We start from the raw sequence: 22,457 nt of genomic DNA, 5'->3' as shown, positions 1-22,457 counted from the left end.
CTACTTCTTCTTCAAATAATCAATGGCGTCTTGAAGTGTTTTGACGGGAACGATTTTCATCTTCGAATGAATTTGTTTCGCTGCTTCTTTAGCGGTTTCATAGTTTGATTTGGCCTTGGGATTGGCTTTCTTTTCTTCTTTGGAAACTGGATTATTAGGGGCAAAGAAAATTTCTGCTCCTTCTTTATCGGCTGCGACGACTTTCTTGTCAATCCCACCGATATCGCCAACCGTCCCATCTTGGTTAATGGTTCCTGTCCCTGCAATATGGCGTCCCTGACGAAGATCTGGATCAGCTACTTGAGTGTAGATGGCTAGGCTAAACATCATGCCGGCACTTGGGCCACCAATCCCTTGAGTCGCAAATTGGACAGGAACATCGCCTTTGGCTTCAGTCCGGTCGATCAGGCTAATTCCGATTCCGTTTTTCCCGTTGGACAATTTGATGATCTTCCCATCTGCTGTCTTGGTTTGTCCATCCTCGATATAGGTCACCGAAACGGGGTCGCCAATTTTTTGAGAACCAACATAATCAATCAATTCTTTGGAACTCTTAAAGGTCTTCCCATTCACACCGGTGACGGTATCCGCAATGTTCAAGATTCCCTTAAAGGTCGAGTCATCTGCTACTTGCATGACATAAACACCTAGAAAGTCCATCTGGGTTTCTTTTCCAGCTGTCTTTAGCCCTTGGTAGATGGCCATATTTTGCGAGGTTTCCATATAGAATTGGTTAATCCGCGTAAATTCTTGGCTCGAACTACCACCTGTCATATCCTTGGCAGAGTAGATATCTGTAAAAGGTGTCGCCCAAGCATAGATCAAATCAGCCGGGGTCGCTTCTTTCACTGCTACGGTTACAAAGTCATAGGATCCTGACTTGGTATCCATTTTTCCATCCACTGTCATGACCGATCGAATATCTTCTGCCGTTCCTGGCATCTCAATATAATAGGGAAGGCGAATCACAAAAGCAGAGAGCAAAAGGAGCAAGAAAAGAACGCCTGCAATCGGCCATCGGTATTCTTTCAATCGTCCTTTTTTCTTTTTTGTAGGCAAGCTTGGTTTATTCGCTTGTGTCATCTTTGATTTCCTCCATTACACTATTTGGTACATAAGGTGAGATATCCTGCTGAAAAGCCAGCAACTCTCGAATACGCGTTGAACTAATGGCCTGGTAAGGAGGCTGGGCGTAGAGATAAACCGTCTCCAATTCAGGCGCCAACTGGTGATTAAAATAATCCATATTGGCTTCGTATACCAGATCCTGTGCATTGCGCAAGCCTCGGATCAAGGTGATGACCCCAAGATTGCGCGCCACTGTCACAGCCAACTCTTGAGTTGACGTCACAATTTCAACATTTTCCAAATGAGCCAAGGCCCCTTCTACCATGCGCACGCGCTGCTCAATAGAAAAAAGTCCGACTTTTTCCGGATTATAAAAAATTCCGACATAGACACGGTCAAACAAGCGACTAGCTCGCTCGATCAATTGCACATGCCCAATGGTAATCGGATCAAACGATCCTGTAAACAATCCACTTCTATCTGACATATACTGTTACCTTACTAATTCCATAGATTTTTTCTTTCCAGATTCCCACTTGTCCGATTTCCTCAGGAAGTTCTACGTGTTTATCGGTTTCGCACACAATTAAGATGTCCTCTGACAAGAGATGGCGCTCGCACAAGGTTTCGATATCGCGAACAATCTCTTCCTTGGCATACGGAGGGTCCAAGAAAACTAAGTCAAAGGTGCCTGTTAGGAGGCCCAAGGCTTGCTTGGCCTCCATTTTTAGCAGTTGAAACCGTTCCTTTTCCTTGGTCATGGCAATATTGGCTGCTACAATCTCCTGCGCTCTACGATCTCTTTCCACTAGAACGGCCTCTGACATGCCTCGAGAAACGGCTTCGATAGAGAGCCCACCACTTCCAGCATAGAGATCCAGCACTCTTCCACCATCAAAGTAAGGACCAATCATATTGAACATGGCCCCTCTGACCTTATCAGAAGTCGGCCTGGTTGTTTTTCCTTCAAGTGTTTTGAGGGGACGTCCCCCATAGGTTCCAGATACTATTTTCATAGGGACCATTATACCAAAAAAAATCAGAAAATTGCGATTTGATATGGTCAAGCGACAATTAAAAGAGGCTGGGACAAAAGTCCTAGCCTCTCAATTATTTTTGGATTGTCGAGTAAGACGCAGTGGTTGAGTGGGCTCTACTACGCCGATTTCATCAGCTTTTACAGCCCTACTCAACTGTGCGGAGGTGGGACGACGAAATCGAATTCTAACGAATTACCGATTTCTGTCCCACTCTCTTTCTTTCCTTATAGGATATTTTCATATTCATCGCGGACAGATTGAGGCCAGACACTGGTTTGGACTTCACCGATATGTTTCTTACGAAGCAAGAACATAGCCAAACGAGATTGTCCGATCCCTCCACCAATCGTAAGTGGGAAAAGACCATTTAACAAGGCCTTGTGCCACTCTAATTGGAGACGATCTTGGTCCCCGGTAATCGCAACTTGGCGGCGAAGCGTATCTTCATCGACACGGATCCCCATTGAAGACAATTCAAAGGCTGAACCTAGAACGTCATTCCAGACGAGAATATCGCCATTCAAGCCCTTATAGCCATTTTCAGACTCTGTTGTCCAGTCATCGTAGTCAGGTGCACGTCCATCGTGTGGTTTGCCATCTGCAAGCTCTCCACCAATCCCAATCAAGAAAACGGCTCCGAATTCTTTGGCAATGGCATTTTCACGCTCTTTTGGAGTTAAATCTGGATAGCGTTCCACCAACTCTTCTGTGTGAACGAAGGTAATTTGTTTTGGAAGAACTGACTCAATATCATAGCGCGCTTCTACTGCTAGTTCTGTCAAACGAATCGCCTTGTAGATTTTTTCAACCGTTTCTTTGAGGTAGGCGATGTTGCGTTGACCATTTGGGATGACTTTTTCCCAGTCCCATTGGTCTACATAAACAGAGTGGATAGCATCTAGCGAATCTTCATCTGGACGAAGAGCCTTCATATGGACAAAGAGGCCTTCTCCTTCGCCAAAACCAAAACGTGCCAAGGTATGGCGTTTCCATTTTGCGAGTGAATGCACGACTTCATAAGTCTCATCAGGAATTTGAAGGACCTTGACAGATACCGGATGTTCAATCCCAGAAAGGTTATCCTGCATCCCGTCTCCGACCTTGCTCAAAATCGGTCCTTGGACTTCAATGATGTCCAATTTATCTTTTAAATATTGTGTGAAAGTCGTTTTAACAAACGAAATTTCTTTTTGTTGGTGGATAAAACTTTTTTTCATATAGTTCCTCATTTATAGACATTTTAGAAATGATTATACTCTTTTTTCAATCAAAATCAAGTCTTTTCATTCGTTTTCAACTGAATTTTTCTCTTGCAAAAAGGATTCATTTTTGATAAACTATACGTAACTTTTGAAACGTTACATAGGAGGAGCGACATGTTTGATGCAAAAAAACTAAAAGAAAGACGCCTGGAAAAAGGCTTAACCCAAGCAGATGTCTACGAGGATCTCAAGATTTCTCGCAAGACTTACTCCAGTTGGGAGAATGGCTTAGCGGAGCCGCACGAAAAAAATCTCAGGAGGTTGGCCAAGCGCCTCTCCGTTAAAGAGGACTACTTTATTAACAAAGACTCCGCACTCTACACCTACCCTTTATTAACCCCACCTCATCAAAAGAAAGTCGACCAGTTGGCCAGCCAGTTATTGGAACAGCAGCAAAAAGTTGTTTCCATGACAGCTTATAAGGTTCTGTCGATTGAGTTGGCAGCCGGTTTGGGACATACCTTTTATGACAACGAAACGGACTATGAAACTGTCTATTTTGACCAAGAGATCCAGCACGATTTCGCTTCTTGGGTATCCGGAGATTCGATGGAACCTCTCTATCCCAACGGCTCTGTTGCCCTCATGAAGCAGACTGGCTTTGACTATGATGGGGCTGTCTATGCCCTCATCTGGAATGGAAAAACCTACATCAAGAAAGTCTATCGGGAAGCGGAGGGCTTGCGCTTAGAATCCATCAACCCTGACTACGATGATTTATTTGCTCCCTATGAAGACGAGCCCAAAATCGTCGGCATTGTGGTCGGGCATTTTCTTCCACTCGAGGTTTAAATATGCTATTTGATTATTCACGTGAGCCTCATTCTGATATTGCTTTTGTGGATATGAAAAGTTTTTATGCCAGTTGTGAATGTGTCCATCTGGGGCTCAATCCCTTGACGACTTCTCTTTGCGTCATGAGTCGGAGCGACAATTCAGCTGGCCTAATTTTGGCGAGCTCTCCCGTTTTCAAACAAATCTTTGGCAAGAAAAATGTCAGCCGTAGCTACGACCTACCTTTTGACCTCAAAACCAGGAAATTTAATAGCTACGCCGCCAAAAAACAAGGATTGCCAACAGATCCAGCCTTTATTGCATTCATTGAATCCTGGGCCAAGAGAACCCTGATTGTGCCTCCACGGATGAATGCCTACATTCAGGTCAATATGGAGATTCAAAAGGTCTTTCAGGAATTTGCGGCACCAGATGATATTTTCCCTTACTCGATTGACGAAGGCTTTATCGATCTGACCTCTTCCTTAAATTATTTTATTCCCGATTCCTCCCTCTCTCGAAAGGAAAAACTGGATCTCCTTTCTGCCAGAATCCAAAAACGGATCTGGCAGGAAACTGGAATCTACTCTACCATCGGCCTCAGCAATGCCAATCCCCTTCTTGCTAAACTAGCCTTGGACAATGAAGCCAAGCATTGCCGAAATATGCGCTCCAATTGGTCTTATGAAGATGTAGAAAGTAAGGTCTGGAAACTGCCCCAGCTCACTGATTTTTGGGGCATTGGACGTCGTACTGAAAAGCGATTGCAAAAGATCGGGATCACGTCGATTAAAGAACTGGCCCAGGCTCATCCAGATCTCTTAAAGAAAGAATTTGGAGTCATGGGGCTGCAACTCTGGTTCCATGCTCATGGCATTGATGAAAGCAATGTCCACAAGCCTTATCGTCCGAAGTCACGAGGCATTGGTAACTCTCAAATCTTGCCCTATGACTACCATCTACAAGCTGATATTGAACTGGTGTTTCGGGAGATGGCTGAACAGGTGGCTATTCGCTTGCGACGGAAAAAAAAGAAGACCCAGCTGGTCTCTATTCATGCCTCCTACTCCAAAATCGAGGGGCTTCCGTCCATTCACTGCCAGCAAAAGATTGAGCCCACCCAATCCACCAAGGTTTTATCCGACACGGTTCTGCGGCTCTTTCGCTCCAAGTACGAAGGAGGCGCCATTCGGCAGATCGGCATTTTTTATGGAGAACTTGTCGAAGAGTCTCTTCAACTCTTTTCTCTCTTTGATGACCCAGTAGCCCTAGAAAAAGAGGAGAAACTTCAGCAGACCATTGACCGCATTCGGGACCAATTTGGCTTCACCTCTCTTCAGAAAGGCTCCTCACTACTAGAAAACTCACGCGCCATTGCACGCAGTAAACTAACAGGCGGACATTCCGCAGGAGGCTTAGATGGATTAACATGATTGACCGTTCTTATCTCCCTTATCAATCCGCTCGCGAATTTCAAGATCGTGGCATGGCCAAATGGGCCGGCTTCTTTTTATCCGAACACACAACTGCCCTGCAGACAAAAGAAATTGACCGCAGTCAGCTCACGGTTCTTCCACTTGCTGAACAGATCCAGCTCCTGGAGCAGGCCTTTCAACAACAAACGACGATCTCGATCACAACTCTAGAGGGGAATCAATTTGCAACCTACACAGGTTCGATTCACACCTTATCTGCTTCTGAGCTTCTTCTCAAAAGCGATGGCCACTACCACCGTCTCCTCGTAGACTCTATCATTTTTATTGAATCTGAGGAAACACCGTATGAAACCTATTCAGACTAAACACGAATTACAATTTGATTATTTTTCGGAGAATTACCACCAATTTGAGACGGACTTTTACAAGTGGGCCGCTACTTCTACACCGCTTGTCTTTTTAGAAGACGATATTCTCCACTCTATGGCAGCAGGCCAGCGAAACTACTTTCGTCTTCACCACACCAAAAGTCGGGATCATCGAGACCATTATTTCTATTTTAAGGTTTCCACACTCTCCCAATCACCCCTGACCCGTATTTACGCTTATACAGGACATCACTTACAAAAGATAGATCCTCATCAGACAGAGAAAAAGGATAGCTTGATCTGAGAAGCTATCCTTTTTCTTGATTTATGGGATTCACTACAGTCCTTACGAGTGATTAGAATCCATCTACGTTTGTGTAGATTTTTTGTACGTCCTCGTCGTCTTCAAGAACGCTGTAAAGTTTTTCAAATGTTTCCAAATCTTCACCTGACAACTCAACTTCTGATTGAGGAATCATTTCCAATTCTGTTACTTGGAATTCTTCGACACCTGATTCACGCAAAGCAACGATCGCTTTGTGAAGATCAGTTGGTGCAGTGTAAACAGTGATTGTTCCTTCTTCTGCTTCTACATCGTCTACATCCACATCTGCTTCAAGCAAAAGTTCAAAGATCGCATCGGCATCATCACCAGCAAAGACGATGACACCTTTGTTGTCAAAGAGGTAAGATACAGAACCTGAAGCTCCCATGTTCCCACCGTTTTTACCAAAAGCAGCACGGACATTAGCAGCTGTACGGTTGACGTTTGACGTCAAGGTATCAACGATCAACATCGAACCATTTGGTCCAAATCCTTCGTAACGTCCTTCTGTAAAGGTTTCGTCAGTGTTTCCTTTTGCCTTATCGATCGCTTTATCAATCACGTGTTTTGGCACTTGTGCTTGTTTCGCACGGTCAATAACGAATCTCAAAGCAGTATTTAGTTCTGGATCTGGTTCACCCTTTTTAGCAGCTACATAGATCTCCACACCAAATTTGGCATACACTTTTGAGTTGGCACCATCTTTGGCAGTTTTCTTGGCAACAATATTGGCCCATTTACGTCCCATGAGGATTCTCCTTAAATTTTTTCAAATTATTTTCAATCTTTAACATTATATCACAAATCATCGCAGTTAGACTAGATTTTTCTATTTTTAGAAAGGGGATTTTATAGGAATTTTCTTCGAGTTGGGAATTTTAAATAGCTATCCTAACTATCAAAAAGATCCTCTTTTAAAGACTTAATAATGATCTTTAAAAGAGAGGAAAGCGACACCTGACTCATCTAGCATATAAATCAGGCGATTCTCTGCATCAATCCGTCTTGACCATGCTCCTTGAAAGTCATATTTCAAAGGCTCAGGCTTACCAATCCCTGCAAATGGGTCCCTTTGGATCTCTTTGATAAGGGTATTGATTCGCTTCAGTGTTTTTTTGTCCTGACTTTGCCAGTAACAATAATCCTTCCAGGCATCTTCTGTAAACTTGAGTAACATCCGTTACCCCTCAATCTCATGGAGTTGAACCTGACCAGCTCGGACTTCTGCCATGCCCCGCAAGACCTTATCTGACAATTCCTTGTTCTGAGCTAGTCTCAGGGTTTCTTGTAGGCTGTCCCACTCGCTCTTAGAGATGACCACAATATCTTCGTCTGGATTCTTATTCACGACTGTCAAAGGCTCAAACTCATCATTCACCTTCTTCATATAATCCTTCAAATGATTGCGGAATGTTGAATAAACGACTGCTTCCATGACCATACCTCATTCTACCTCTTTTCTATTATTATACATGAAAAAGAAAAACTTGTCAGGAACTTGTACAAGTTTTCCCACTCTACCTAATTATTCGTAAAAAGTTTCTAAATTTGGTAAAAAAAATCTACTGTCTAAAGGAATTTTTAGACAGTAGATAAACACTGTTTCCGTGCATCATAAACTTCTTGCCTTACGTGAATGTGAGCAGAGAAAATTTACGTCAGATTGTTTATTCTTCCACCCTCACAGGCACTCGACCCCAGATCTGCTCTGGCAATTGGGGATTACCTAGCTGATACACCTGATCCGCTTGTTGGGTCAAAGCATCCCAAGGTTCCTTACCGATTCGAGTCACGATTTCTACTGATTTTTTCAAGCCTTTGAGGTGAGCTTGTCCCTTTGCGGAAAAACCTAAGACATGAATGGCGTCGGGAAGAGCTTGATCCATCGCCCCTACCAAGATGTAGGTCAAGATGCGGCGCACTCGCGCCTTAGTATAGCGCTTGGTGGCGACTTTCTCCACCAAGTCTTCCACAGAACTAGCACTTCGAACCGCATCCTTTATCCGATTGGCCAATTCCTCATTGACCTGAAAAATCTGTGTCAGATCCGGATGGGTTAGGATTTGATAACGGAGCAGTTGGTCATAATCCTCCCAAGATACCTGTGGAGCCGACTGAAAGAGTTGGCTATTGGGCATGAATCTAGCGACAAAGTCCTGATCTTCCTTGTGTAAGCGTAGACTAGTCGCAGAAGCATAAGCTACCTCTTTTTCTTCTGAATGGTAGCCCGCACCTTGCCGTTGGATAGCCTTAAGCGCAATCCCCTTCCCAGCACAAGCCTTGGCATAAGCCAGCCCTAGAATATGATTGGGAGTATCTCCTGTGAACTCCACTCCAGCAAAGGTTTCCCACATTTTTTGGTTTTTTTGTGGATAGGATAAATCATCCGGAAGGCTTCGCAAGAAAGCTTCCATTTCCTCTTCTTTCTCCGAATAAACAGTCGCAATCGCTTGGTAATTCAAGACTTCTTCTGTCCCAAAGGTCAATTGGTCGATTCCCAGACGGGACAAAATCTCTACCGCTCCCTTGGCAAAATGATCAGCTGACTGAACAGCAACGAGAAAGGGGAGCTCGACCACCAGATCCGCTCCATTTTCCAAAGCCATCTGCGTGCGAATCCATTTGTCTACAATGGCAGGCTCGCCACGTTGAACAAAATTCCCAGACATGGCAACAATCTTCAGCCCTTCTGCCTGTTTGAGCAGGTACTTGTGACCATTGTGAAAGGGATTAAATTCTGCAATAATACCTGTAACTGTCATGTTTTCCTACTTCTGTGCTACAAAAAACCAACGTTTGCTGGTCTTTGTCGGCTCTTTGTCTTCAAAGTCTGCATAGAGTTTAAAGGATTTAAAGCCAGCCTGCTCCAATAAGATGTCATAGGTTAAAACTTCATAGGTACGCTCCTCATGAACTTCATCGTGCCGATTAAAGGATCCATCTTCTTCTTGGACAAAGAAGGTCAGCTCATGGACGATCGAGTGAGGGGCTTCATCCTCATAGGTATCCCAAAGCATGGCAAAGTCTTCTGCATTTTCGTGGTAGGAATAGCCTGGGAAGACCTCATCCGTCTGGTAGGTCGAATGGACATCAAAGATAAAAACACCATCTTCATTAAGGGCATTGTAGACTTCTTTGAAGACATCCCCTACTTCTACCTCGTCCTGCATATAGCAGATAGAATCCGAGTAGCAGGTCACGAAATCATAAGTGCCTGCTTGCGACAGGTCCAGCATATTGCCCTCGATAAAATCAATCTTCTGCTTGGCTGAAGCAGCTCTTTTTTCAGCAATTTTCAGCATGTCCGCACTCAGGTCTAACCCTGTCACATCAAAACCAGCTTGAGAAAAGCGAACAGACTGGATCCCTGTCCCACAAGCCAATTCTAGCAATTTTTTCTTATCTTTTGTCTTTGGGAGATGGCGGAGGGAAAAATCCGTCCATAAGTCATACAGACTATCATCCATGACCGCATCGTAGACCGCCGCAAACGTTTCATAAGTCGCCATATTCATGATACCAAGTCCGCCCGTAATCCGATAGAAAATTAGGAGCACGACGATGGAGCTAAGCTCCAAGGAGAGCTATCTATTTTCCGAGGATTACAGGACGGGTTCAAATCCTTTCTAAGATACAAAGAGCGTTAAAAGCAAAGAGAAAATAGGAAACTTTCTGCCGCATCGTCAGATACAAAGGAAGTTACTCTTTTTCTCACAGCTTTTAGCTCGTGTTCAATTATCAAACTAACTAAACACGAGGCCCCATCCTTTCTTTCCATAGAATTTCAATTTAACCAACAAAACTCAGTTGCTACCAACTGAGTTTACCTGCTTATGCTAGAGCTGCTGAAAGATCGACAGCACTTGCTTCGTGCCATAGCTTTTCTAGGTTATAGTGGGCACGCATTTCTTCTGAGAAGACATGGACCACCACACCACCTAAGTCAAGAAGGACCCAACCTCCAGCTGAATCACCTTCGACGTGGCTGGCATTGCCACCAGCTTCAACGACCTTCTCGCGAATATTTTCAGCGATAGCCTCCAATTGGCGGCTGTTCATAGAGCTTGCGATGACAAAGTAGTCTGTCACGCTGGTCAAGCTTTGAACATCCAAAGCTACAATGTCTTCCGCACGCTTTTCATCTGCTGCTTTGACAACTAGTTCAAGTAGTTCTTTTTCTTTCATGTAATCCTCTTTCCTTAAAAAATTGATTTGTAATCTAAGACATCCGCAAAACGTTCTGCCCAAATATTTTCATAAAATTCATTAAGCGTTTCTGCCGGAATATCCTCTCCATCAAAGGTTGTGACAGCTCCTTCTGGAATGACCAGCTTGTAGCCGTATTCAAACCCGACTTTGACGGATGTATCGACACAATATTCTGTCTGCATACCACACAGGACCAGTTGTTCAATCCCTTGTTGATCCAAGTATTCTTTTAATCCTGTCTCCTTAAACATGCTATTGTATCGCTTCTGAAATACCTTTTCATTCGCCTGTCTTTTCAACAGAGGCGATAATTGCCAATCTTCCGAAGTTAAAGCCTCTGGCGTTTCAATATGCTGTATATAGATGATTTCAACCTGCTGTTTTCTAGCCTGATCTTGCAAATAAGCGATCTTCTCTAAGATCATTTCTGTCTCAAAGCCTGTTTCCACTAAGATATTTTGTACATCAATAATGATAAAAGCTGTTTTCACTCATTGCTCCTCTTTCAAATACTTCACAAAGGCGTTATAGGTTTCAAGGGTTTGGGGATAAATGGGCAATCCTTGGTGGGCTAGGTGTTCGACTGTGCGAGCCGTCTCATAAGCCACGGCACGATCCAAAGAGACTTGAGCGATGTCACGTGCTTGATCCACTCCCGGGAAGGCCCGGTTGTGCTCAATGTAATCTGCCACATAGACAATCTTGTCTAAGGTTGACATCTGTCCACTCCCCACGGTGTGAATCTCAATACTGCGAAGAATGGCTGGATCTGTCAGTCCGAGGTCTTCTTGGATCTTATAAATCCCGACCATCCCATGCCAGACATTGTTGCCCCAGTTTTTTAATGCTGGATCCAGCTCATAGCGATCGATCAAGTCCAGAAATTCCTGATCTGATAATTTCTTGGCGTAGTCATGTAACAAACCTGCTAGGCCAGCCTGCTCTTCGTCAGCCCCATAGCGTTTGGCCAAGTCACGCGCAGCCTTCTCAACCCCTAAACAGTGAGTAAGCCGCTTTTCTGGCAGGATTTGGCGCATTTTTTCAAGCAAGACCTCACGAGAAAAGCCTAGATAGTTTTCATAGGTCATTGATACAATCCTTCTTTCTTGATGTAGTCTAAGACTGGTTTTGGCAACATAAAATTCGGCGTCCGACCCTTGGCTACAAAATCACGCACCATACTAGAAGAGATGTCCATGAGAGGAACATCCACCCAGATCACCGGATAAGAAGTCCCCGCCTTATAGCGTGGCCGCTGGACCCCGACAAATTGCACAATCTCCACCAATTCATCGATGCGGTGCCATTTTGGTAAATAATCTACCATATCTGCACCAATAATGAAGTAATAATCTGTGTCTGGATCCCGTTCATTGAGCAAGAGCATGGTGTCGTAGGTATAGGAAATCCCTTTCCGCTCGAGTTCAATCGTCTCGATCTCCAGACCTTCAATGCCTTCAATGGCTAATTCCAGCATCTTAAGGCGATGGTGCTCAGCAATCGTCCCCTTGGCATCGACATGCGGCGGCTCATACTCAGGCATCAAGAGCACCTTATCTAACCCTAATTGTTGGCGCACTTGATCCGCAACGACCAAATGGGCATTGTGGACCGGATTGAAATTTCCACCCAAAATACCAACTTGTTTGCGTTTCTTGTCTTTGATCTCTGGCTCTAACTCTACCTTGGTAAAGGGAGTCAATAGTTCAATTGCCATAGGTTTGCTCTCCTCGATGTCTTAAATTTCTTTTACCTTCGCTGAAATTTTACGATTTTCTTTTTTGCTCGATTGTTTAAACAAGATGAGAATCCGACCAATCTTTTGGACCGTTTCCACGCCGATTTCTTCTTCCAAGATTTCTGCTACTTCATGGATGTTCTCATCCGTATTTTGAAGAAGAGTTACCTTGATCAGTTCGCGCGCATCAAGCGCTTGGCGCACACTGGTTTTGATTTGGTCATTGAGCCCGTTTTTCCCAATTTGGATAATGGGTTTGAGGCTGTGGGCTTGGCTATTGAGGAAAGCCCGTTGTTTAGATGTTAATGTCATGTTTTTTCATTGTTTCTTTTTTGATACTTTTCTGATGTGGTGGCGGTCGTCAGCGACCTCCTAGCGGAGTTCCATGACTTAAATTTGAGCCTAAAGTCTCAAATTTTCCGCGCCTAAGTAGTAAAATATCTACTTAGGCTTTCACCACAGCGAAAAGTATCCTTTCTAGGCTCGTTGCACTCGCCCAGTCTATAAAGAAACTATTTCCTTTCAAATTTTTAAATGATAGCTTTGCGGGTAACGACGGCAACGCCTTCTGGTGCCCAGACAGCTACTTTGGCTTCTCCATTGACGCGGATCCAGCCGAGTCCTGAGATAACGAGATCTGTCTTGTCCTTGATGGTAAACTCATGAGAAACCAAGGGTGGGAACTCTTCTTTTTCCTTGCTATTAGGTGGAGTTAGTAAACCACCGACATGCTTGTCATAAAAGGCAGTCGCTCCTTCAAGCTTGGTTCGGTGAAGTTTGAGTTCGTTGTCAAAGAAGGCGGTGAAACCTTGCTTTTCTCCCTTGATAAAGTCAAAACGTCCTAGACCACCCAAGAAGAGGGTTTGCCCTGGATTGAGCTGATAAGTTTTGGGTTTGATTTCCTTTTTAGGGCTGACATACTTGAGATTTTTTGCTGTCAAGTAATGGGCCATCTGGTGGCGATGGATAATCCCGGGTGTATCGTAGATATAGGATCCATCGTCCAACGGAATTTCGATCTTGTCCAGTGTCGTCCCTGGGAAGCGAGAGGTCGTGATGATATCCTTGTCCCCAGTGATTTCTTGGATGATTGCATTGATAAGGGTCGATTTCCCAACGTTGGTCACACCCACCACATAGACATCACGGCCCTTACGGTACTGCTCAATCTTTTCCATCAAGTCCTTGATAGCACTCTTGTTTTGGGCAGAGGTGAGGACCACATCGACAGGACGCATGCCTTCTTCGTGGGCCCGCTCCATCAACCAATGGGTTACCTTGCTATCCTTGACAGACTTAGGCAAGATGTCTTTTTTGTTTCCGACCAAGAGGACATCATTTCCTGCTACAAAGCGTGGTAGGCCAGGGATAACGGATCCATTAAAGTCAAAAATATCCACTACATTGACCACGAGAGCATCACTATCTCCTACTTCGTGAAGGAGTTTTAGGAAATCATCATCTGTCAGATGCACATCTGTGATTTCATTATAGTGACGGAGACGGAAACAGCGTTGGCAATAGACTTCGCCTGTTTCCAAACCCTTTTCAAGAGCTGATTGGGGAGTATAGCCTAGCCCCTCTTTGTTTTCTGTCTGAATGGGGGCTCCACAGCCGATACAGAATAATTCTTCCATTCTTAAATTCCTTTTTTGTATACAATCGGACCATATTTTTCGGCCATTTGCTTCATGACACGGCGTTCACGCGCCCGGTTGATCTGCGTCTTGATCGAGTCATGCTCGACCAAAGGCTTGACCAAAATCGAACGAATGCCTGCACGATGGGCAGCCCGGATATCCGTCATCAGTTGATCCCCGACCATGACCACTTCATTTTTCTCATAGTGAAAACGTTTGAGGGCACGATCAATCCCAAAGGTAAAGGGCTTGAGCGACCAGGCTTCATAGTCAATATCAAATTTCTCAACAGCGCGCTTAACCCGTTTGGGACTATTATTAGACACCACGATAACCCGAATCCCTCCATCACGAAGGTCGTGCAACCACTGGCGCATTTCGGGAGTCCCATCCGGGTTATTCCAAGCAATCAAGGTATTATCCAAATCCACAAGGACCGCCTTGATACCCTGTTTTTTCAAGTCTGCAACGGTGAGATCATAAGCTGCTTCCACCGCAAAATCTGGTTTGTAATTTTCGATTGACACGTTTTTCTCCATTTTTTATACTCCTTTCATTGTAGCATAAAAAGGCCCATTTTGCACCCGCTTCACGACTAAAACAGCGACAGACTCCAATCAGGTCGCTTTCACTACTCAAAAAATAGACAAAATCCTTACAAAGTTCCAAAAACATGGTATAGTAGAAGAAAAAGAACTCGGAATTTTTTATGAAACAAACAAGCTTAAAAGAGGTCTCTCCTCTTCTCCAGCGCATCATTAATTGGTCGTCTATCATTGGTGCTCTTGGGACCTTGGCCTTTTGTATCTGGGCCTACTTTTCTGGCATCCTTCAATCCAAAGAAACCTTGTCAGCTTTTATTTTGCAAGCAGGTATTTTTGGACCACCTCTCTTTATCTTTCTTCAGATCCTTCAGACAGTGGTCCCTATTATTCCCGGCGCCCTGACATCTGTAGCAGGTGTTTTCATCTATGGTCATATTATCGGGACCATCTACAATTACATCGGCATCGTGATTGGCTGTGCCATTATCTTCCATCTCGCCAGAATGTACGGACCTAAGTTCGTCCAATCCATGGTCAGTCAGAAGACCTACGACAAGTACATTGGCTGGCTCAATGAAGGCAAGCGGTTCGATCGATTCTTTATCTTCATGATGATCTGGCCGGTTAGTCCCGCTGACTTCATCTGTATGCTGGCAGGTCTGACCAATATGACCTTCAAACGCTACATGACCATTATTATTCTCTGCAAACCTATCACCCTCGTCATCTACACCTACGGCCTGACCTATATCATCGATTATTTCTGGAAAATGGTCTAAAAATAGGTTACTTAATTTTTTTCTCTTACAGAATCATACAAAAAAACACGGCATACCGCCGTGTTTCAGAACGTAGACAAACCCTACCAGCAATAGAAACATTGCTATTTTGTAGGTTGGGTACTATATAGTGAAAACTCTTAGGAATGCTGATATCGCGCTATTCTTAAGAGTTTTTTACTTTCTCTATTTTTTAAAAAAGACTGAAGAAAATCGTCCAAAATGGACTTTTTCTTCAGTCTGAAACACGGCATTCCGCCGTGTTTCTGTGTTTATTTCACCAACTTCTTCATCTCATCAATCCGTGCTACGGTTGCATCGTACTTCGCTTGGTAGTCGGCTTGTTTGTCGCGTTCTTTTTGGACGACTTCTGGTTTGGCATTGGCTACGAAGCGTTCGTTAGAGAGCTTCTTACCGACCATATCCAGTTCTTTTTGCCATTTGGCCAATTCTTTTTCAAGACGCGCCAATTCTTCTTCGACATTGAGAAGGTCAGCGAGTGGCAAGTAGATTTCTGCACCTGTGATGATGCTTGACATAACCAAATCAGGTACCTCTACATCTGCTGCAATTTCCAGGTGTTCTGGGTTTGTGAAGCGTTTGATGTAGTTAACGTTGTCATTGAAGAAGGCATCAAGCTTGCTATCGCTTGTCTTAATCAAGATAGTGATTGGTTTGCTTGGCGCTACGTTCACTTCTGCACGTGAGTTACGAACAGAGCGAATCACATCTTTAAGAGCTTCAACGCCGGCTGCTGCTTCTTCGTTTTCAAACTCTGGACGAACCACTGGGTATTCCGCAGTCACGATTGTTCCTTCAGAGATTTGGCCATAGATTTCTTCAGTTACGAATGGCATGATTGGGTGGAGGAGACGTAAGATTTGATCCAAGGTGTAAAGAAGAACTGAACGAGTGATGACTTTTTCGTCCTCATTGTCGCTATAAAGCACTTCCTTAGTCAACTCAACATACCAGTCAGCAAACTCATCCCAGATGAAGTTGTAGAGGATGTGACCAGCGACACCAAACTCAAACTTATCAAAGTTTTCAGTGACCTTACCGATCGTTTCATTGAGGTTGTGGAGAATCCAGCGGTCTGTCACGTTACCTGCTTGACCAGCAGCCACTTTAGCTACATTTTCACGTGCCGCATCCAGGGTCAATCCTTCATTGTTCATGAGGATGTAGCGAGAGATGTTCCAGATCTTGTTAATGAAGTTCCATGAAGCATCCATTTTCTCGTAAGAGAAGCGCACATCTTGACCAGGTGCAGAACCGTTTGAAAGGAACCAACGAAGGGCATCGGCACCGTATTTCTCGATAACATCCATTGGGTCAATCCCGTTACCAAGAGATTTAGACATCTTGCGTCCTTGCTCGTCACGAATGAGACCGTGGATAAGGACGTTTTGGAATGGCTGACGGCCAGTGAATTCCAATGATTGGAAAATCATACGAGACACCCAGAAGAAGATGATGTCGTAACCTGTTACCAAGGTTGACGTTGGGAAGTAACGTTTGAAGTCTTCTGAGTCGACATCCGGCCAGCCCATAGTTGAGAATGGCCAAAGGGCAGAACTAAACCAAGTATCCAAGACATCTTCGTCTTGTTTCCATCCGTCACCTTCTGGCGCTTCTTCGCCAACGTACATTTCACCCTCAGCATTGTACCAAGCTGGGATTTGGTGACCCCACCAGAGCTGACGAGAGATCACCCAGTCGTGGACATTTTCCATCCATTGAAGGAAGGTATCGTTGAAACGAGGTGGGTAAAATTCAACCTTATCATCTGTGTCTTGGTTGGCAATGGCATTTTTCGCCAATTGATCCATCTTCACAAACCATTGTGTAGACAAACGTGGCTCAACCATAACCCCTGTACGCTCTGAGTGACCAACTGAGTGGGTCATCTTCTCAATCTTAACAAGGGCACCAATTTCTTCTAACTTCTTGATAACAGCCTTACGAGCTTCAAAGCGGTCCATGCCATTGAATTCACCAGCCAATTCATTCATAGTACCATCATCGTTCATAACGTTGACTTGTGGCAAGTTATGACGTTGTCCAACCAAGAAGTCATTAGGGTCGTGGGCAGGAGTGATTTTAACCACACCAGTACCGAATTCAGGGTCTGCGTGTTCGTCTCCTACGATTGGGATTGGCTTGTTCAAGATTGGCAAGATAACATTTTGACCAATCAAGTCTTTATAACGATCATCATTTGGGTTAACCGCTACGGCTGTATCCCCAAACATGGTTTCAGGACGTGTTGTTGCTACTTCAAGGGCACGTGAACCGTCTTCCAACATGTAGTTCATGTGGTAGAAGGCACCTTCCACATCCTTGTGAATAACCTCGATATCAGAAAGGGCTGTACGGGCTTTCGGATCCCAGTTGATGATAAATTCACCACGGTAGATCCAGCCCTTCTTGTAGAGCTCTACAAAGACCTTACGAACAGCTTTTGACAGACCTTCGTCAAGGGTGAAACGCTCACGAGAATAGTCTACAGAGAGCCCCATCTTGCCCCATTGTTGCTTGATAGTAGTGGCATACTCGTCCTTCCATTCCCAAACCTTATCGAGGAATTTCTCACGACCCAGGTCATAACGAGAGATGCCGTCTTCAGCCAAACGGGCTTCTACTTTAGCTTGAGTGGCAATCCCAGCATGGTCCATACCAGGAAGCCAAAGCGTATCAAAACCTTGCATGCGTTTTTGACGGATGATGATATCTTGCAAAGTTGTATCCCAAGCGTGACCAAGGTGGAGTTTACCAGTTACGTTTGGTGGTGGAATCACGATTGAATAAGGCTTAGCCTTTTTATCGCCTGAAGGCTTGAAAACATCTTCGTCAAGCCATTTTTGGTAACGACCAGCCTCAACCTCGGCTGGATTATATTTAGGTGAAAGTTCTTTAGACATGTGTGTGTCCTTTCTCTATTGTTTTCATTTTTTCTTGAATCTGCTTTGCGACTTCTTCTGCAGACAGATTCGTATTATTAATTTTCAGGTAGTGGTGAAGGCTACTCGGTTGCTTTTGAGAATTAAGTTGATCTGTTTTATCAGTCTCTAAAATTTCTCTTTCAGATACCTCAAAATTCCGTTTCAAGGGTTTGTATTTCAACCGATTCTCCGTTCGATTGCGACGTAAGCGCTCCTCAAGAGACGTTTCTAATTCAACAAAGAGAATCTCTTGATGATACTCATTTAATAAATCTTGAATATTCTTCAAATACATCAGATGGTATTGATTTGAAAAATCAGTTACACCTGTTAAAATCACCGACCGATGATGCCTGGCGCTTGTTCCAAGAAAAGAAAAGTTAACGCTACGAACAAATTCCCACATTTCTTCCGTAAAATCCTGATAGATTTCGAGTGCGAAATCAATTGGTTGATGGTTGAAAAAGAGAGTCGCACCGGTGAGTTTCGAAAGTTCCTGACCAATGGTCATTTTCCCTGCAGCTGGAGCTCCAATGATGAAAACATGCATCAATCCACCTCCCACTCACTCTTCAGCAAGCCGTATCTCAAATCATCACAGCGATTGCCTTGGGCATCTTTACGGTCTCTTATGCGTGCTTCAAGGGTGAAACCAAGCTTCTCAGCAACTCGTTGACTTTGGACATTGTAGCTAAAGCAAGACAATTCTACCTTATGAAGCCCTAGTTCTTTAAAAGCCAGGTCAATCAAGGTACGCGCTGCTTCGGGTACATAACCCCGGCCCCAATAGTCTGGGTGCAAGGTATAGCCAACCTCCAGCACATCATCTTCGTGGCGATGAGGAAAATCAACAGAGCCGATGATTGTATCGGTCCCTTTGACCACGATTCCATAGCCTGCTGGGAGATTATCCTTTTGATTACGTTCGGGAAGGATATGTTCTAGGTAATAAATCTCATCTTCCAAGGTCTTGACAGGTGGAAACCCTGCTGGGTAAGAGACTTCTGGACGACTAGCATAGTCAAAGATATCCTCTACATCCGCCACTGTTCGGACTCGCAAGACCAGACGCTCGGTTTCTATTCTTTCTGGCAGTTCAGCTCTTGTCATTCTTCTTCCTCGCTTTCTTCATAAAGCTTCCCATGGAGTCGACTCGATCGTCCAGATAACGATAAACGCGCTGATGGCCGTCCCCCATAAAGTAGGTCGGTGCAAAACGGTCATTTTTAAAATGCCCTTTATCATCTAAGAGTTCTGGATCAGCCAGTCGCTCAAGAATCTTTGCAAAGATATGGCAAATGCCATCTTCCTCGATAATCCGATCTACCTGGCAATCCAATACGACTGGACAGGCCTCCAAAATCGGAGCCTGGGTCCGTTCAGAAATCTCATAGTCCAGCCCTAAGTGATCCAACTTCTCCCGATGGCTGATAAAGCCAGCCTGCTCCATCTCCAGCATAAAGTTTTCATCAGGGATGTTCACAGTGAACTGTTGATAATGCTTAATCTGGTCTGCCGCATTTTCCTCAGCACCAACACCGATGACCAGCCAATCTCCCAGACTATAAGACGAACTGCAGGTTGTGATATTGTGCTCAAAGTTCTGGTCCTGATACCCCAAGATGAAGATAGGAAAACCATAGTAGAGTTTACTGGTGTTAAAAGATTGTTTCATGACAACCTCCTTTGGCTAGGGGTGTAAAAGAAAAATCGTCCCTGTCATTAATCTGACAGGGACGAATGTGTTGATCCGCGGTACCACCCAATTTCGGGCAGAGCCCGCATCTCTCGTCTTTAAAACAAAAAGACATTATTATTTCATTTTTATCCATTAGCAACCAGTTTTGACACATTTGTGGACTTCTCAGCACCGCCACTTTCTGTAAAATGTGGGATTCAAAACACCTCTAATAGGTTCATTTTAGCAAGTTTTCCTTGAAATAGCAAGAAATCACAAAAGCGATTATTTAAATTTAACGCCTAGTTCTTTCAATTTCTTGATCGTAGCTGGACCGATTCCTTTAAGGCCCAACAACTCTTTTTCTGTCCAGTTTGCGAAGTCCGCAACAGAGCGAATACCTTCATCATAGAATGTTTGCGCACGATCAAGTGCCACACCTTCCAAACTTGCAGCAAATTCTTCCACTGAAGAAGCCGCTTGTTTCACTTCTTTCGCCACTGCTTTTGTAGCTTTCTCAACCTTTTTAGGTGCTTCTTTCACAGCTGCAGTTACAGTTGCGACAGCTTTTTTCAAAAGATGTCTATTTTGATGTTTGTATTGTTTCGCACGGTTTACGTTCTTCTTTGCCATTTTTCCTCCTAAATTCAGTGATCAATCCCTAAGGCAACAAGGTTTCATCACCATTATTCCATTCAATAATCCGTTGATGTCATTTCAACTTTTTTATTGTAACACAATCCCCTAAAAAATCAAGTCATTGCTCGATTTTCAGGTAAATCTAGCTAGTAAAACGCCTTCAATAATCACCTTCTAGTATTTTCTTTCACCAAAGAGGCCATCTGGTAAATCATGAAATCCTTTTCCAGCATGGAAATTTTCAAACTTCCCTTGCAAAAACTGATACGCATCCAAACGGCTTTCATAGCGAATCATAGCAATTTTAGCTCGCTCATCCTGATCTTCATCAAAAACCTTCTTACTTTCTTCGAGAGCCATTTCATTGATCATGACTTGAGTCTTGATCCACTCCTCAAACTCTTTCATAAACTCTGTTTCGTAACTCATCTTTACTCCATTCCTCTATAAAAATCCGTATCGATCTCCCGATAAGGTTGAATGTCCTGAACATATTCCAAGACACCTTGAAAGTCTCCAGCTTCATCACGCACTGCTGCATAGGTGACATGGACAAATTTCCCACGCGATTCTGATTTGAACCACATTTCATACTTGTCTTTTTTCCCTTCACGAAGCCCTTGCATAATTGCTTTAACCTTCTCCAAATATTTCGGTGGGTGACACAGCTCAACATTGCGTCCTACCTGCGATGGCGTCCTCTTAAAAATCATTTCTTCAAAAGGCGTAGCATCATTGTAATATTGGAAAATATCATCCTTATTGACAAAGGTGATCTCCATTGGTAACTGGTTCAAGATTAAATTCGCTTGCTCCACCGATAGAAAGCCATGGCCAAAAACCTGTGGCTGCTTGCGATCGAAGCTCTCTTCTTTTTTCTTAGGCGTGAAGGTAATCGTCAACTGCCCCTCAGGAGTCTCAATGACCTGACGTTGCTCATCGCCTTTTGAAGAAGGAAGCGGTTCAGTTGAACCCTCTGACTCTTTCGACGCTTCCTCCTTGAAGTCAACGCGTTTCGGCACCCACTTTTCACTCGGAACGATAATGGCATAACTATATGCATCACTTTCTTCTGCAATGGAGAGCCAATCATCCTGAGTAAAGGCCTCCAGCAAAATCATCAAGAGGATCGACTCTTCCTTGAAGATCATGCCCTCAAACTCTTGCGCAAAGGCTTCAAAGAGCTCTTTGACTTCTAAGATGCCAGAATCCGGCAGTTCCTTGGCAGTGTCCAAAACTTTCGCAAAGAGGTCCCGAATCTGGTCATCTACTCCCCACATCACTTTTGGTGGGGAATCATGCCCATATTTTTCCATAATCGGAAACATCAACTCTTCCTTGCGTCGGTAATGCCGGTCAAATTGACCCACCAAGCCCAGCTGACGTAACAAGCCCTTATGAATCTCCTGAATCATCTCAGGATCATCGGTTGTCTCATAATTGTCTAGCAAACGACGTACCCGCATCATAGCCGCACGAAGGGCTAGATTCTCCTGTTTAAAGATTTGAACAGGATGGCCCGGGTGGTCAGTATCTGCTACTTCGACCCCTTGAACAGCATTCTTAAAGAGATTGGCATGGACATCACAAAGCTCCATAACATCTTCAAAAGTAACCCCTGCATCTGAATTCATCAGTTCATGCTCCATAAGAGAGATCTCAATCGCAGAAACTCCTGCAAAGGTCGCATCAAACCGTTCCTGAACCGACTCAGGAGAGGCTCCATGATGAAGCTCTAATAAGATATCTCTTAAGACATGAATTCGTTCATCACTCATTAGTCTAGCCCCACCACTTCATAGCCATTAGCCTCTAGTGTTCGCACAATCTTCTCCATAGGAGTACCTTCTAATTTTGATCCTTGTTTCAAAGAAACCTTGCGCCCAACTGTATTGCGCATGATAGGATTGGCTAAGGGTTTAAAGCCCAACTCCACCAACAAGTCCAATACTTCCGGATGTTGATCAATGACTTGAGCAACTGGAATCGATACATCAATTATATTGTCCAT

Annotated in this window: 29 protein-coding genes; 5 read left to right on the top strand and 24 right to left on the bottom strand. The window is 44.1% G+C overall.

Annotated features, from left to right (window positions below):
- From HMPREF0833_RS00260 to asnA, 4 genes are all read right to left on the bottom strand, one after another.
- Window positions 1-1,083, bottom strand: coding sequence for a SepM family pheromone-processing serine protease (locus tag HMPREF0833_RS00260; protein ID WP_013903199.1), 1,083 nt, complete (start codon window positions 1,081-1,083; stop codon window positions 1-3).
- The gene (gene coaD, locus HMPREF0833_RS00255; RefSeq protein ID WP_013903198.1) at window positions 1,067-1,555 is read right to left on the bottom strand and encodes a pantetheine-phosphate adenylyltransferase; all 489 of its coding nucleotides are present in this window, start codon (window positions 1,553-1,555) and stop codon (window positions 1,067-1,069) included. Before coaD ends, HMPREF0833_RS00260 begins: the two co-directional genes overlap by 17 nt.
- On the bottom strand, window positions 1,545-2,084 hold the full coding sequence (gene rsmD / locus HMPREF0833_RS00250; RefSeq protein WP_041818095.1) for a 16S rRNA (guanine(966)-N(2))-methyltransferase RsmD: 540 nt from the start codon (window positions 2,082-2,084) through the stop codon (window positions 1,545-1,547). Before rsmD ends, coaD begins: the two co-directional genes overlap by 11 nt.
- A gap of 248 nt (window positions 2,085-2,332) precedes the next feature.
- Complete coding sequence (asnA, locus tag HMPREF0833_RS00245; protein ID WP_003014342.1) at window positions 2,333-3,325, bottom strand: aspartate--ammonia ligase; 993 nt, start codon at window positions 3,323-3,325, stop codon at window positions 2,333-2,335.
- A 159-nt stretch (window positions 3,326-3,484) separates the two neighbouring features.
- On the opposite strand from asnA, the gene HMPREF0833_RS00240 reads away from it, so the two are divergent.
- From HMPREF0833_RS00240 to HMPREF0833_RS00225, 4 genes are read left to right on the top strand one after another with little or no spacing between them, the layout of a single operon-like run.
- Window positions 3,485-4,162: a helix-turn-helix domain-containing protein gene (locus tag HMPREF0833_RS00240; protein ID WP_013903195.1), complete on the top strand. Its 678-nt coding sequence runs from the start codon at window positions 3,485-3,487 to the stop codon at window positions 4,160-4,162.
- 2 nt (window positions 4,163-4,164) lie between these two features.
- Complete coding sequence (locus HMPREF0833_RS00235) at window positions 4,165-5,577, top strand: Y-family DNA polymerase (protein ID WP_013903194.1); 1,413 nt, start codon at window positions 4,165-4,167, stop codon at window positions 5,575-5,577.
- A complete protein-coding gene (locus HMPREF0833_RS00230) occupies window positions 5,574-5,945 on the top strand; it encodes a hypothetical protein (RefSeq protein WP_013903193.1) in 372 nt (123 codons plus the stop codon). Before HMPREF0833_RS00235 ends, HMPREF0833_RS00230 begins: the two co-directional genes overlap by 4 nt.
- Entirely contained in the window at window positions 5,926-6,252 is a 327-nt protein-coding gene (locus HMPREF0833_RS00225) for a DUF5960 family protein (protein ID WP_009732369.1), read from the top strand. Before HMPREF0833_RS00230 ends, HMPREF0833_RS00225 begins: the two co-directional genes overlap by 20 nt.
- 52 nt (window positions 6,253-6,304) lie before the next feature.
- On the opposite strand, the gene HMPREF0833_RS00220 is transcribed toward HMPREF0833_RS00225, so the two are convergent.
- The 12 genes from HMPREF0833_RS00220 to HMPREF0833_RS00165 all read right to left on the bottom strand — a co-directional run bounded on the left by HMPREF0833_RS00220 (window position 6,305) and on the right by HMPREF0833_RS00165 (window position 14,387).
- The gene (locus HMPREF0833_RS00220) at window positions 6,305-7,021 is read right to left on the bottom strand and encodes a YebC/PmpR family DNA-binding transcriptional regulator (protein ID WP_003005873.1); all 717 of its coding nucleotides are present in this window, start codon (window positions 7,019-7,021) and stop codon (window positions 6,305-6,307) included.
- 174 nt (window positions 7,022-7,195) lie between these two features.
- The gene (locus HMPREF0833_RS00215) at window positions 7,196-7,450 is read right to left on the bottom strand and encodes a Txe/YoeB family addiction module toxin (RefSeq protein ID WP_013903192.1); all 255 of its coding nucleotides are present in this window, start codon (window positions 7,448-7,450) and stop codon (window positions 7,196-7,198) included.
- Between the two features lie 3 nt (window positions 7,451-7,453).
- Window positions 7,454-7,708, bottom strand: coding sequence for a type II toxin-antitoxin system Phd/YefM family antitoxin (locus HMPREF0833_RS00210; protein WP_003014291.1), 255 nt, complete (start codon window positions 7,706-7,708; stop codon window positions 7,454-7,456).
- Between the two features lie 232 nt (window positions 7,709-7,940).
- Window positions 7,941-9,035: a nucleotidyltransferase gene (locus HMPREF0833_RS00205; RefSeq protein WP_013903190.1), complete on the bottom strand. Its 1,095-nt coding sequence runs from the start codon at window positions 9,033-9,035 to the stop codon at window positions 7,941-7,943.
- 6 nt (window positions 9,036-9,041) lie between these two features.
- Window positions 9,042-9,782, bottom strand: coding sequence for a class I SAM-dependent DNA methyltransferase (locus HMPREF0833_RS00200; protein ID WP_280136117.1), 741 nt, complete (start codon window positions 9,780-9,782; stop codon window positions 9,042-9,044).
- 322 nt (window positions 9,783-10,104) lie between these two features.
- Window positions 10,105-10,458, bottom strand: a complete 354-nt coding sequence (rsfS, locus tag HMPREF0833_RS00195) for a ribosome silencing factor (RefSeq protein WP_003014310.1) — start codon at window positions 10,456-10,458, stop codon at window positions 10,105-10,107.
- Between the two features lie 14 nt (window positions 10,459-10,472).
- On the bottom strand, window positions 10,473-10,973 hold the full coding sequence (locus HMPREF0833_RS00190; RefSeq protein ID WP_013903188.1) for a cysteine hydrolase family protein: 501 nt from the start codon (window positions 10,971-10,973) through the stop codon (window positions 10,473-10,475).
- Window positions 10,974-11,570 carry a bis(5'-nucleosyl)-tetraphosphatase (symmetrical) YqeK gene (gene yqeK / locus HMPREF0833_RS00185; RefSeq protein ID WP_013903187.1) on the bottom strand — a complete coding sequence of 199 codons (597 nt, stop codon included), beginning with the start codon at window positions 11,568-11,570 and terminating at the stop codon, window positions 10,974-10,976.
- On the bottom strand, window positions 11,567-12,199 hold the full coding sequence (locus HMPREF0833_RS00180) for a nicotinate-nucleotide adenylyltransferase (protein WP_003012335.1): 633 nt from the start codon (window positions 12,197-12,199) through the stop codon (window positions 11,567-11,569). The genes yqeK and HMPREF0833_RS00180 overlap by 4 nt, the downstream gene beginning before the upstream one ends.
- A gap of 21 nt (window positions 12,200-12,220) precedes the next feature.
- Complete coding sequence (yhbY, locus tag HMPREF0833_RS00175) at window positions 12,221-12,532, bottom strand: ribosome assembly RNA-binding protein YhbY (protein ID WP_003005853.1); 312 nt, start codon at window positions 12,530-12,532, stop codon at window positions 12,221-12,223.
- A gap of 218 nt (window positions 12,533-12,750) precedes the next feature.
- Window positions 12,751-13,857: a ribosome biogenesis GTPase YqeH gene (gene yqeH / locus HMPREF0833_RS00170; protein ID WP_013903186.1), complete on the bottom strand. Its 1,107-nt coding sequence runs from the start codon at window positions 13,855-13,857 to the stop codon at window positions 12,751-12,753.
- A 2-nt stretch (window positions 13,858-13,859) separates the two neighbouring features.
- Window positions 13,860-14,387, bottom strand: coding sequence for a YqeG family HAD IIIA-type phosphatase (locus tag HMPREF0833_RS00165; protein WP_045759146.1), 528 nt, complete (start codon window positions 14,385-14,387; stop codon window positions 13,860-13,862).
- Between the two features lie 182 nt (window positions 14,388-14,569).
- On the opposite strand from HMPREF0833_RS00165, the gene HMPREF0833_RS00160 reads away from it, so the two are divergent.
- Window positions 14,570-15,184 carry a TVP38/TMEM64 family protein gene (locus HMPREF0833_RS00160; protein WP_003011758.1) on the top strand — a complete coding sequence of 205 codons (615 nt, stop codon included), beginning with the start codon at window positions 14,570-14,572 and terminating at the stop codon, window positions 15,182-15,184.
- A gap of 272 nt (window positions 15,185-15,456) precedes the next feature.
- Here the strand turns inward: HMPREF0833_RS00160 and HMPREF0833_RS00155 are convergent, their stop codons facing one another.
- The 8 genes from HMPREF0833_RS00155 to HMPREF0833_RS00120 all read right to left on the bottom strand — a co-directional run bounded on the left by HMPREF0833_RS00155 (window position 15,457) and on the right by HMPREF0833_RS00120 (window position 22,457).
- Window positions 15,457-18,108 carry a valine--tRNA ligase gene (locus HMPREF0833_RS00155; RefSeq protein WP_013903185.1) on the bottom strand — a complete coding sequence of 884 codons (2,652 nt, stop codon included), beginning with the start codon at window positions 18,106-18,108 and terminating at the stop codon, window positions 15,457-15,459.
- Window positions 18,101-18,679 (bottom strand): AAA family ATPase, encoded by a 579-nt coding sequence (locus tag HMPREF0833_RS00150; RefSeq protein ID WP_013903184.1) that lies wholly within the window; start codon window positions 18,677-18,679, stop codon window positions 18,101-18,103. The genes HMPREF0833_RS00155 and HMPREF0833_RS00150 overlap by 8 nt, the downstream gene beginning before the upstream one ends.
- On the bottom strand, window positions 18,679-19,239 hold the full coding sequence (locus HMPREF0833_RS00145) for a GNAT family N-acetyltransferase (RefSeq protein ID WP_013903183.1): 561 nt from the start codon (window positions 19,237-19,239) through the stop codon (window positions 18,679-18,681). The genes HMPREF0833_RS00150 and HMPREF0833_RS00145 overlap by 1 nt, the downstream gene beginning before the upstream one ends.
- The gene (locus HMPREF0833_RS00140) at window positions 19,226-19,804 is read right to left on the bottom strand and encodes a flavin reductase family protein (protein ID WP_013903182.1); all 579 of its coding nucleotides are present in this window, start codon (window positions 19,802-19,804) and stop codon (window positions 19,226-19,228) included. The genes HMPREF0833_RS00145 and HMPREF0833_RS00140 overlap by 14 nt, the downstream gene beginning before the upstream one ends.
- A 288-nt stretch (window positions 19,805-20,092) precedes the next feature.
- Complete coding sequence (locus HMPREF0833_RS00135; protein ID WP_013903180.1) at window positions 20,093-20,440, bottom strand: helix-hairpin-helix domain-containing protein; 348 nt, start codon at window positions 20,438-20,440, stop codon at window positions 20,093-20,095.
- Window positions 20,441-20,620: 180 nt separating this feature from the next.
- Window positions 20,621-20,875, bottom strand: coding sequence for a DUF1912 family protein (locus HMPREF0833_RS00130; protein ID WP_013903179.1), 255 nt, complete (start codon window positions 20,873-20,875; stop codon window positions 20,621-20,623).
- A 2-nt stretch (window positions 20,876-20,877) separates the two neighbouring features.
- On the bottom strand, window positions 20,878-22,224 hold the full coding sequence (locus HMPREF0833_RS00125) for a DUF438 domain-containing protein (RefSeq protein WP_013903178.1): 1,347 nt from the start codon (window positions 22,222-22,224) through the stop codon (window positions 20,878-20,880).
- Window positions 22,224-22,457 carry a DUF1858 domain-containing protein gene (locus HMPREF0833_RS00120; RefSeq protein WP_013903177.1) on the bottom strand — a complete coding sequence of 78 codons (234 nt, stop codon included), beginning with the start codon at window positions 22,455-22,457 and terminating at the stop codon, window positions 22,224-22,226. Before HMPREF0833_RS00120 ends, HMPREF0833_RS00125 begins: the two co-directional genes overlap by 1 nt.

Origin of the sequence: Streptococcus parasanguinis ATCC 15912 (assembly GCF_000164675.2) — a bacterium.
Lineage (GTDB): Bacteria > Bacillota > Bacilli > Lactobacillales > Streptococcaceae > Streptococcus > Streptococcus parasanguinis.
Note: the sequence above shows the minus strand (reverse complement) of the source record. Positions and strands in the feature narration are given on the sequence as shown.

Bases quoted from the DNA above. Each gene is read 5' to 3' on its own strand.
- HMPREF0833_RS00260 (WP_013903199.1), bottom strand. From the start codon at position 1,083: ATGACACAAGCGAATAAACCAAGCTTGCCTACAAAAAAGAAAAAAGGA.
- coaD (WP_013903198.1), bottom strand. From the start codon at position 1,555: ATGTCAGATAGAAGTGGATTGTTTACAGGATCGTTTGATCCGATTACC.
- rsmD (WP_041818095.1), bottom strand. From the start codon at position 2,084: ATGAAAATAGTATCTGGAACCTATGGGGGACGTCCCCTCAAAACACTT.
- asnA (WP_003014342.1), bottom strand. From the start codon at position 3,325: ATGAAAAAAAGTTTTATCCACCAACAAAAAGAAATTTCGTTTGTTAAA.
- HMPREF0833_RS00240 (WP_013903195.1), top strand. From the start codon at position 3,485: ATGTTTGATGCAAAAAAACTAAAAGAAAGACGCCTGGAAAAAGGCTTA.
- HMPREF0833_RS00235 (WP_013903194.1), top strand. From the start codon at position 4,165: ATGCTATTTGATTATTCACGTGAGCCTCATTCTGATATTGCTTTTGTG.
- HMPREF0833_RS00230 (WP_013903193.1), top strand. From the start codon at position 5,574: ATGATTGACCGTTCTTATCTCCCTTATCAATCCGCTCGCGAATTTCAA.
- HMPREF0833_RS00225 (WP_009732369.1), top strand. From the start codon at position 5,926: ATGAAACCTATTCAGACTAAACACGAATTACAATTTGATTATTTTTCG.
- HMPREF0833_RS00220 (WP_003005873.1), bottom strand. From the start codon at position 7,021: ATGGGACGTAAATGGGCCAATATTGTTGCCAAGAAAACTGCCAAAGAT.
- HMPREF0833_RS00215 (WP_013903192.1), bottom strand. From the start codon at position 7,450: ATGTTACTCAAGTTTACAGAAGATGCCTGGAAGGATTATTGTTACTGG.
- HMPREF0833_RS00210 (WP_003014291.1), bottom strand. From the start codon at position 7,708: ATGGAAGCAGTCGTTTATTCAACATTCCGCAATCATTTGAAGGATTAT.
- HMPREF0833_RS00205 (WP_013903190.1), bottom strand. From the start codon at position 9,035: ATGACAGTTACAGGTATTATTGCAGAATTTAATCCCTTTCACAATGGT.
- HMPREF0833_RS00200 (WP_280136117.1), bottom strand. From the start codon at position 9,782: ATGGCGACTTATGAAACGTTTGCGGCGGTCTACGATGCGGTCATGGAT.
- rsfS (WP_003014310.1), bottom strand. From the start codon at position 10,458: ATGAAAGAAAAAGAACTACTTGAACTAGTTGTCAAAGCAGCAGATGAA.
- yqeK (WP_013903187.1), bottom strand. From the start codon at position 11,570: ATGACCTATGAAAACTATCTAGGCTTTTCTCGTGAGGTCTTGCTTGAA.
- HMPREF0833_RS00180 (WP_003012335.1), bottom strand. From the start codon at position 12,199: ATGGCAATTGAACTATTGACTCCCTTTACCAAGGTAGAGTTAGAGCCA.
- yhbY (WP_003005853.1), bottom strand. From the start codon at position 12,532: ATGACATTAACATCTAAACAACGGGCTTTCCTCAATAGCCAAGCCCAC.
- yqeH (WP_013903186.1), bottom strand. From the start codon at position 13,857: ATGGAAGAATTATTCTGTATCGGCTGTGGAGCCCCCATTCAGACAGAA.
- HMPREF0833_RS00160 (WP_003011758.1), top strand. From the start codon at position 14,570: ATGAAACAAACAAGCTTAAAAGAGGTCTCTCCTCTTCTCCAGCGCATC.
- HMPREF0833_RS00155 (WP_013903185.1), bottom strand. From the start codon at position 18,108: ATGTCTAAAGAACTTTCACCTAAATATAATCCAGCCGAGGTTGAGGCT.
- HMPREF0833_RS00150 (WP_013903184.1), bottom strand. From the start codon at position 18,679: ATGCATGTTTTCATCATTGGAGCTCCAGCTGCAGGGAAAATGACCATT.
- HMPREF0833_RS00145 (WP_013903183.1), bottom strand. From the start codon at position 19,239: ATGACAAGAGCTGAACTGCCAGAAAGAATAGAAACCGAGCGTCTGGTC.
- HMPREF0833_RS00140 (WP_013903182.1), bottom strand. From the start codon at position 19,804: ATGAAACAATCTTTTAACACCAGTAAACTCTACTATGGTTTTCCTATC.
- HMPREF0833_RS00135 (WP_013903180.1), bottom strand. From the start codon at position 20,440: ATGGCAAAGAAGAACGTAAACCGTGCGAAACAATACAAACATCAAAAT.
- HMPREF0833_RS00130 (WP_013903179.1), bottom strand. From the start codon at position 20,875: ATGAGTTACGAAACAGAGTTTATGAAAGAGTTTGAGGAGTGGATCAAG.
- HMPREF0833_RS00125 (WP_013903178.1), bottom strand. From the start codon at position 22,224: ATGAGTGATGAACGAATTCATGTCTTAAGAGATATCTTATTAGAGCTT.
- HMPREF0833_RS00120 (WP_013903177.1), bottom strand. From the start codon at position 22,457: ATGGACAATATAATTGATGTATCGATTCCAGTTGCTCAAGTCATTGAT.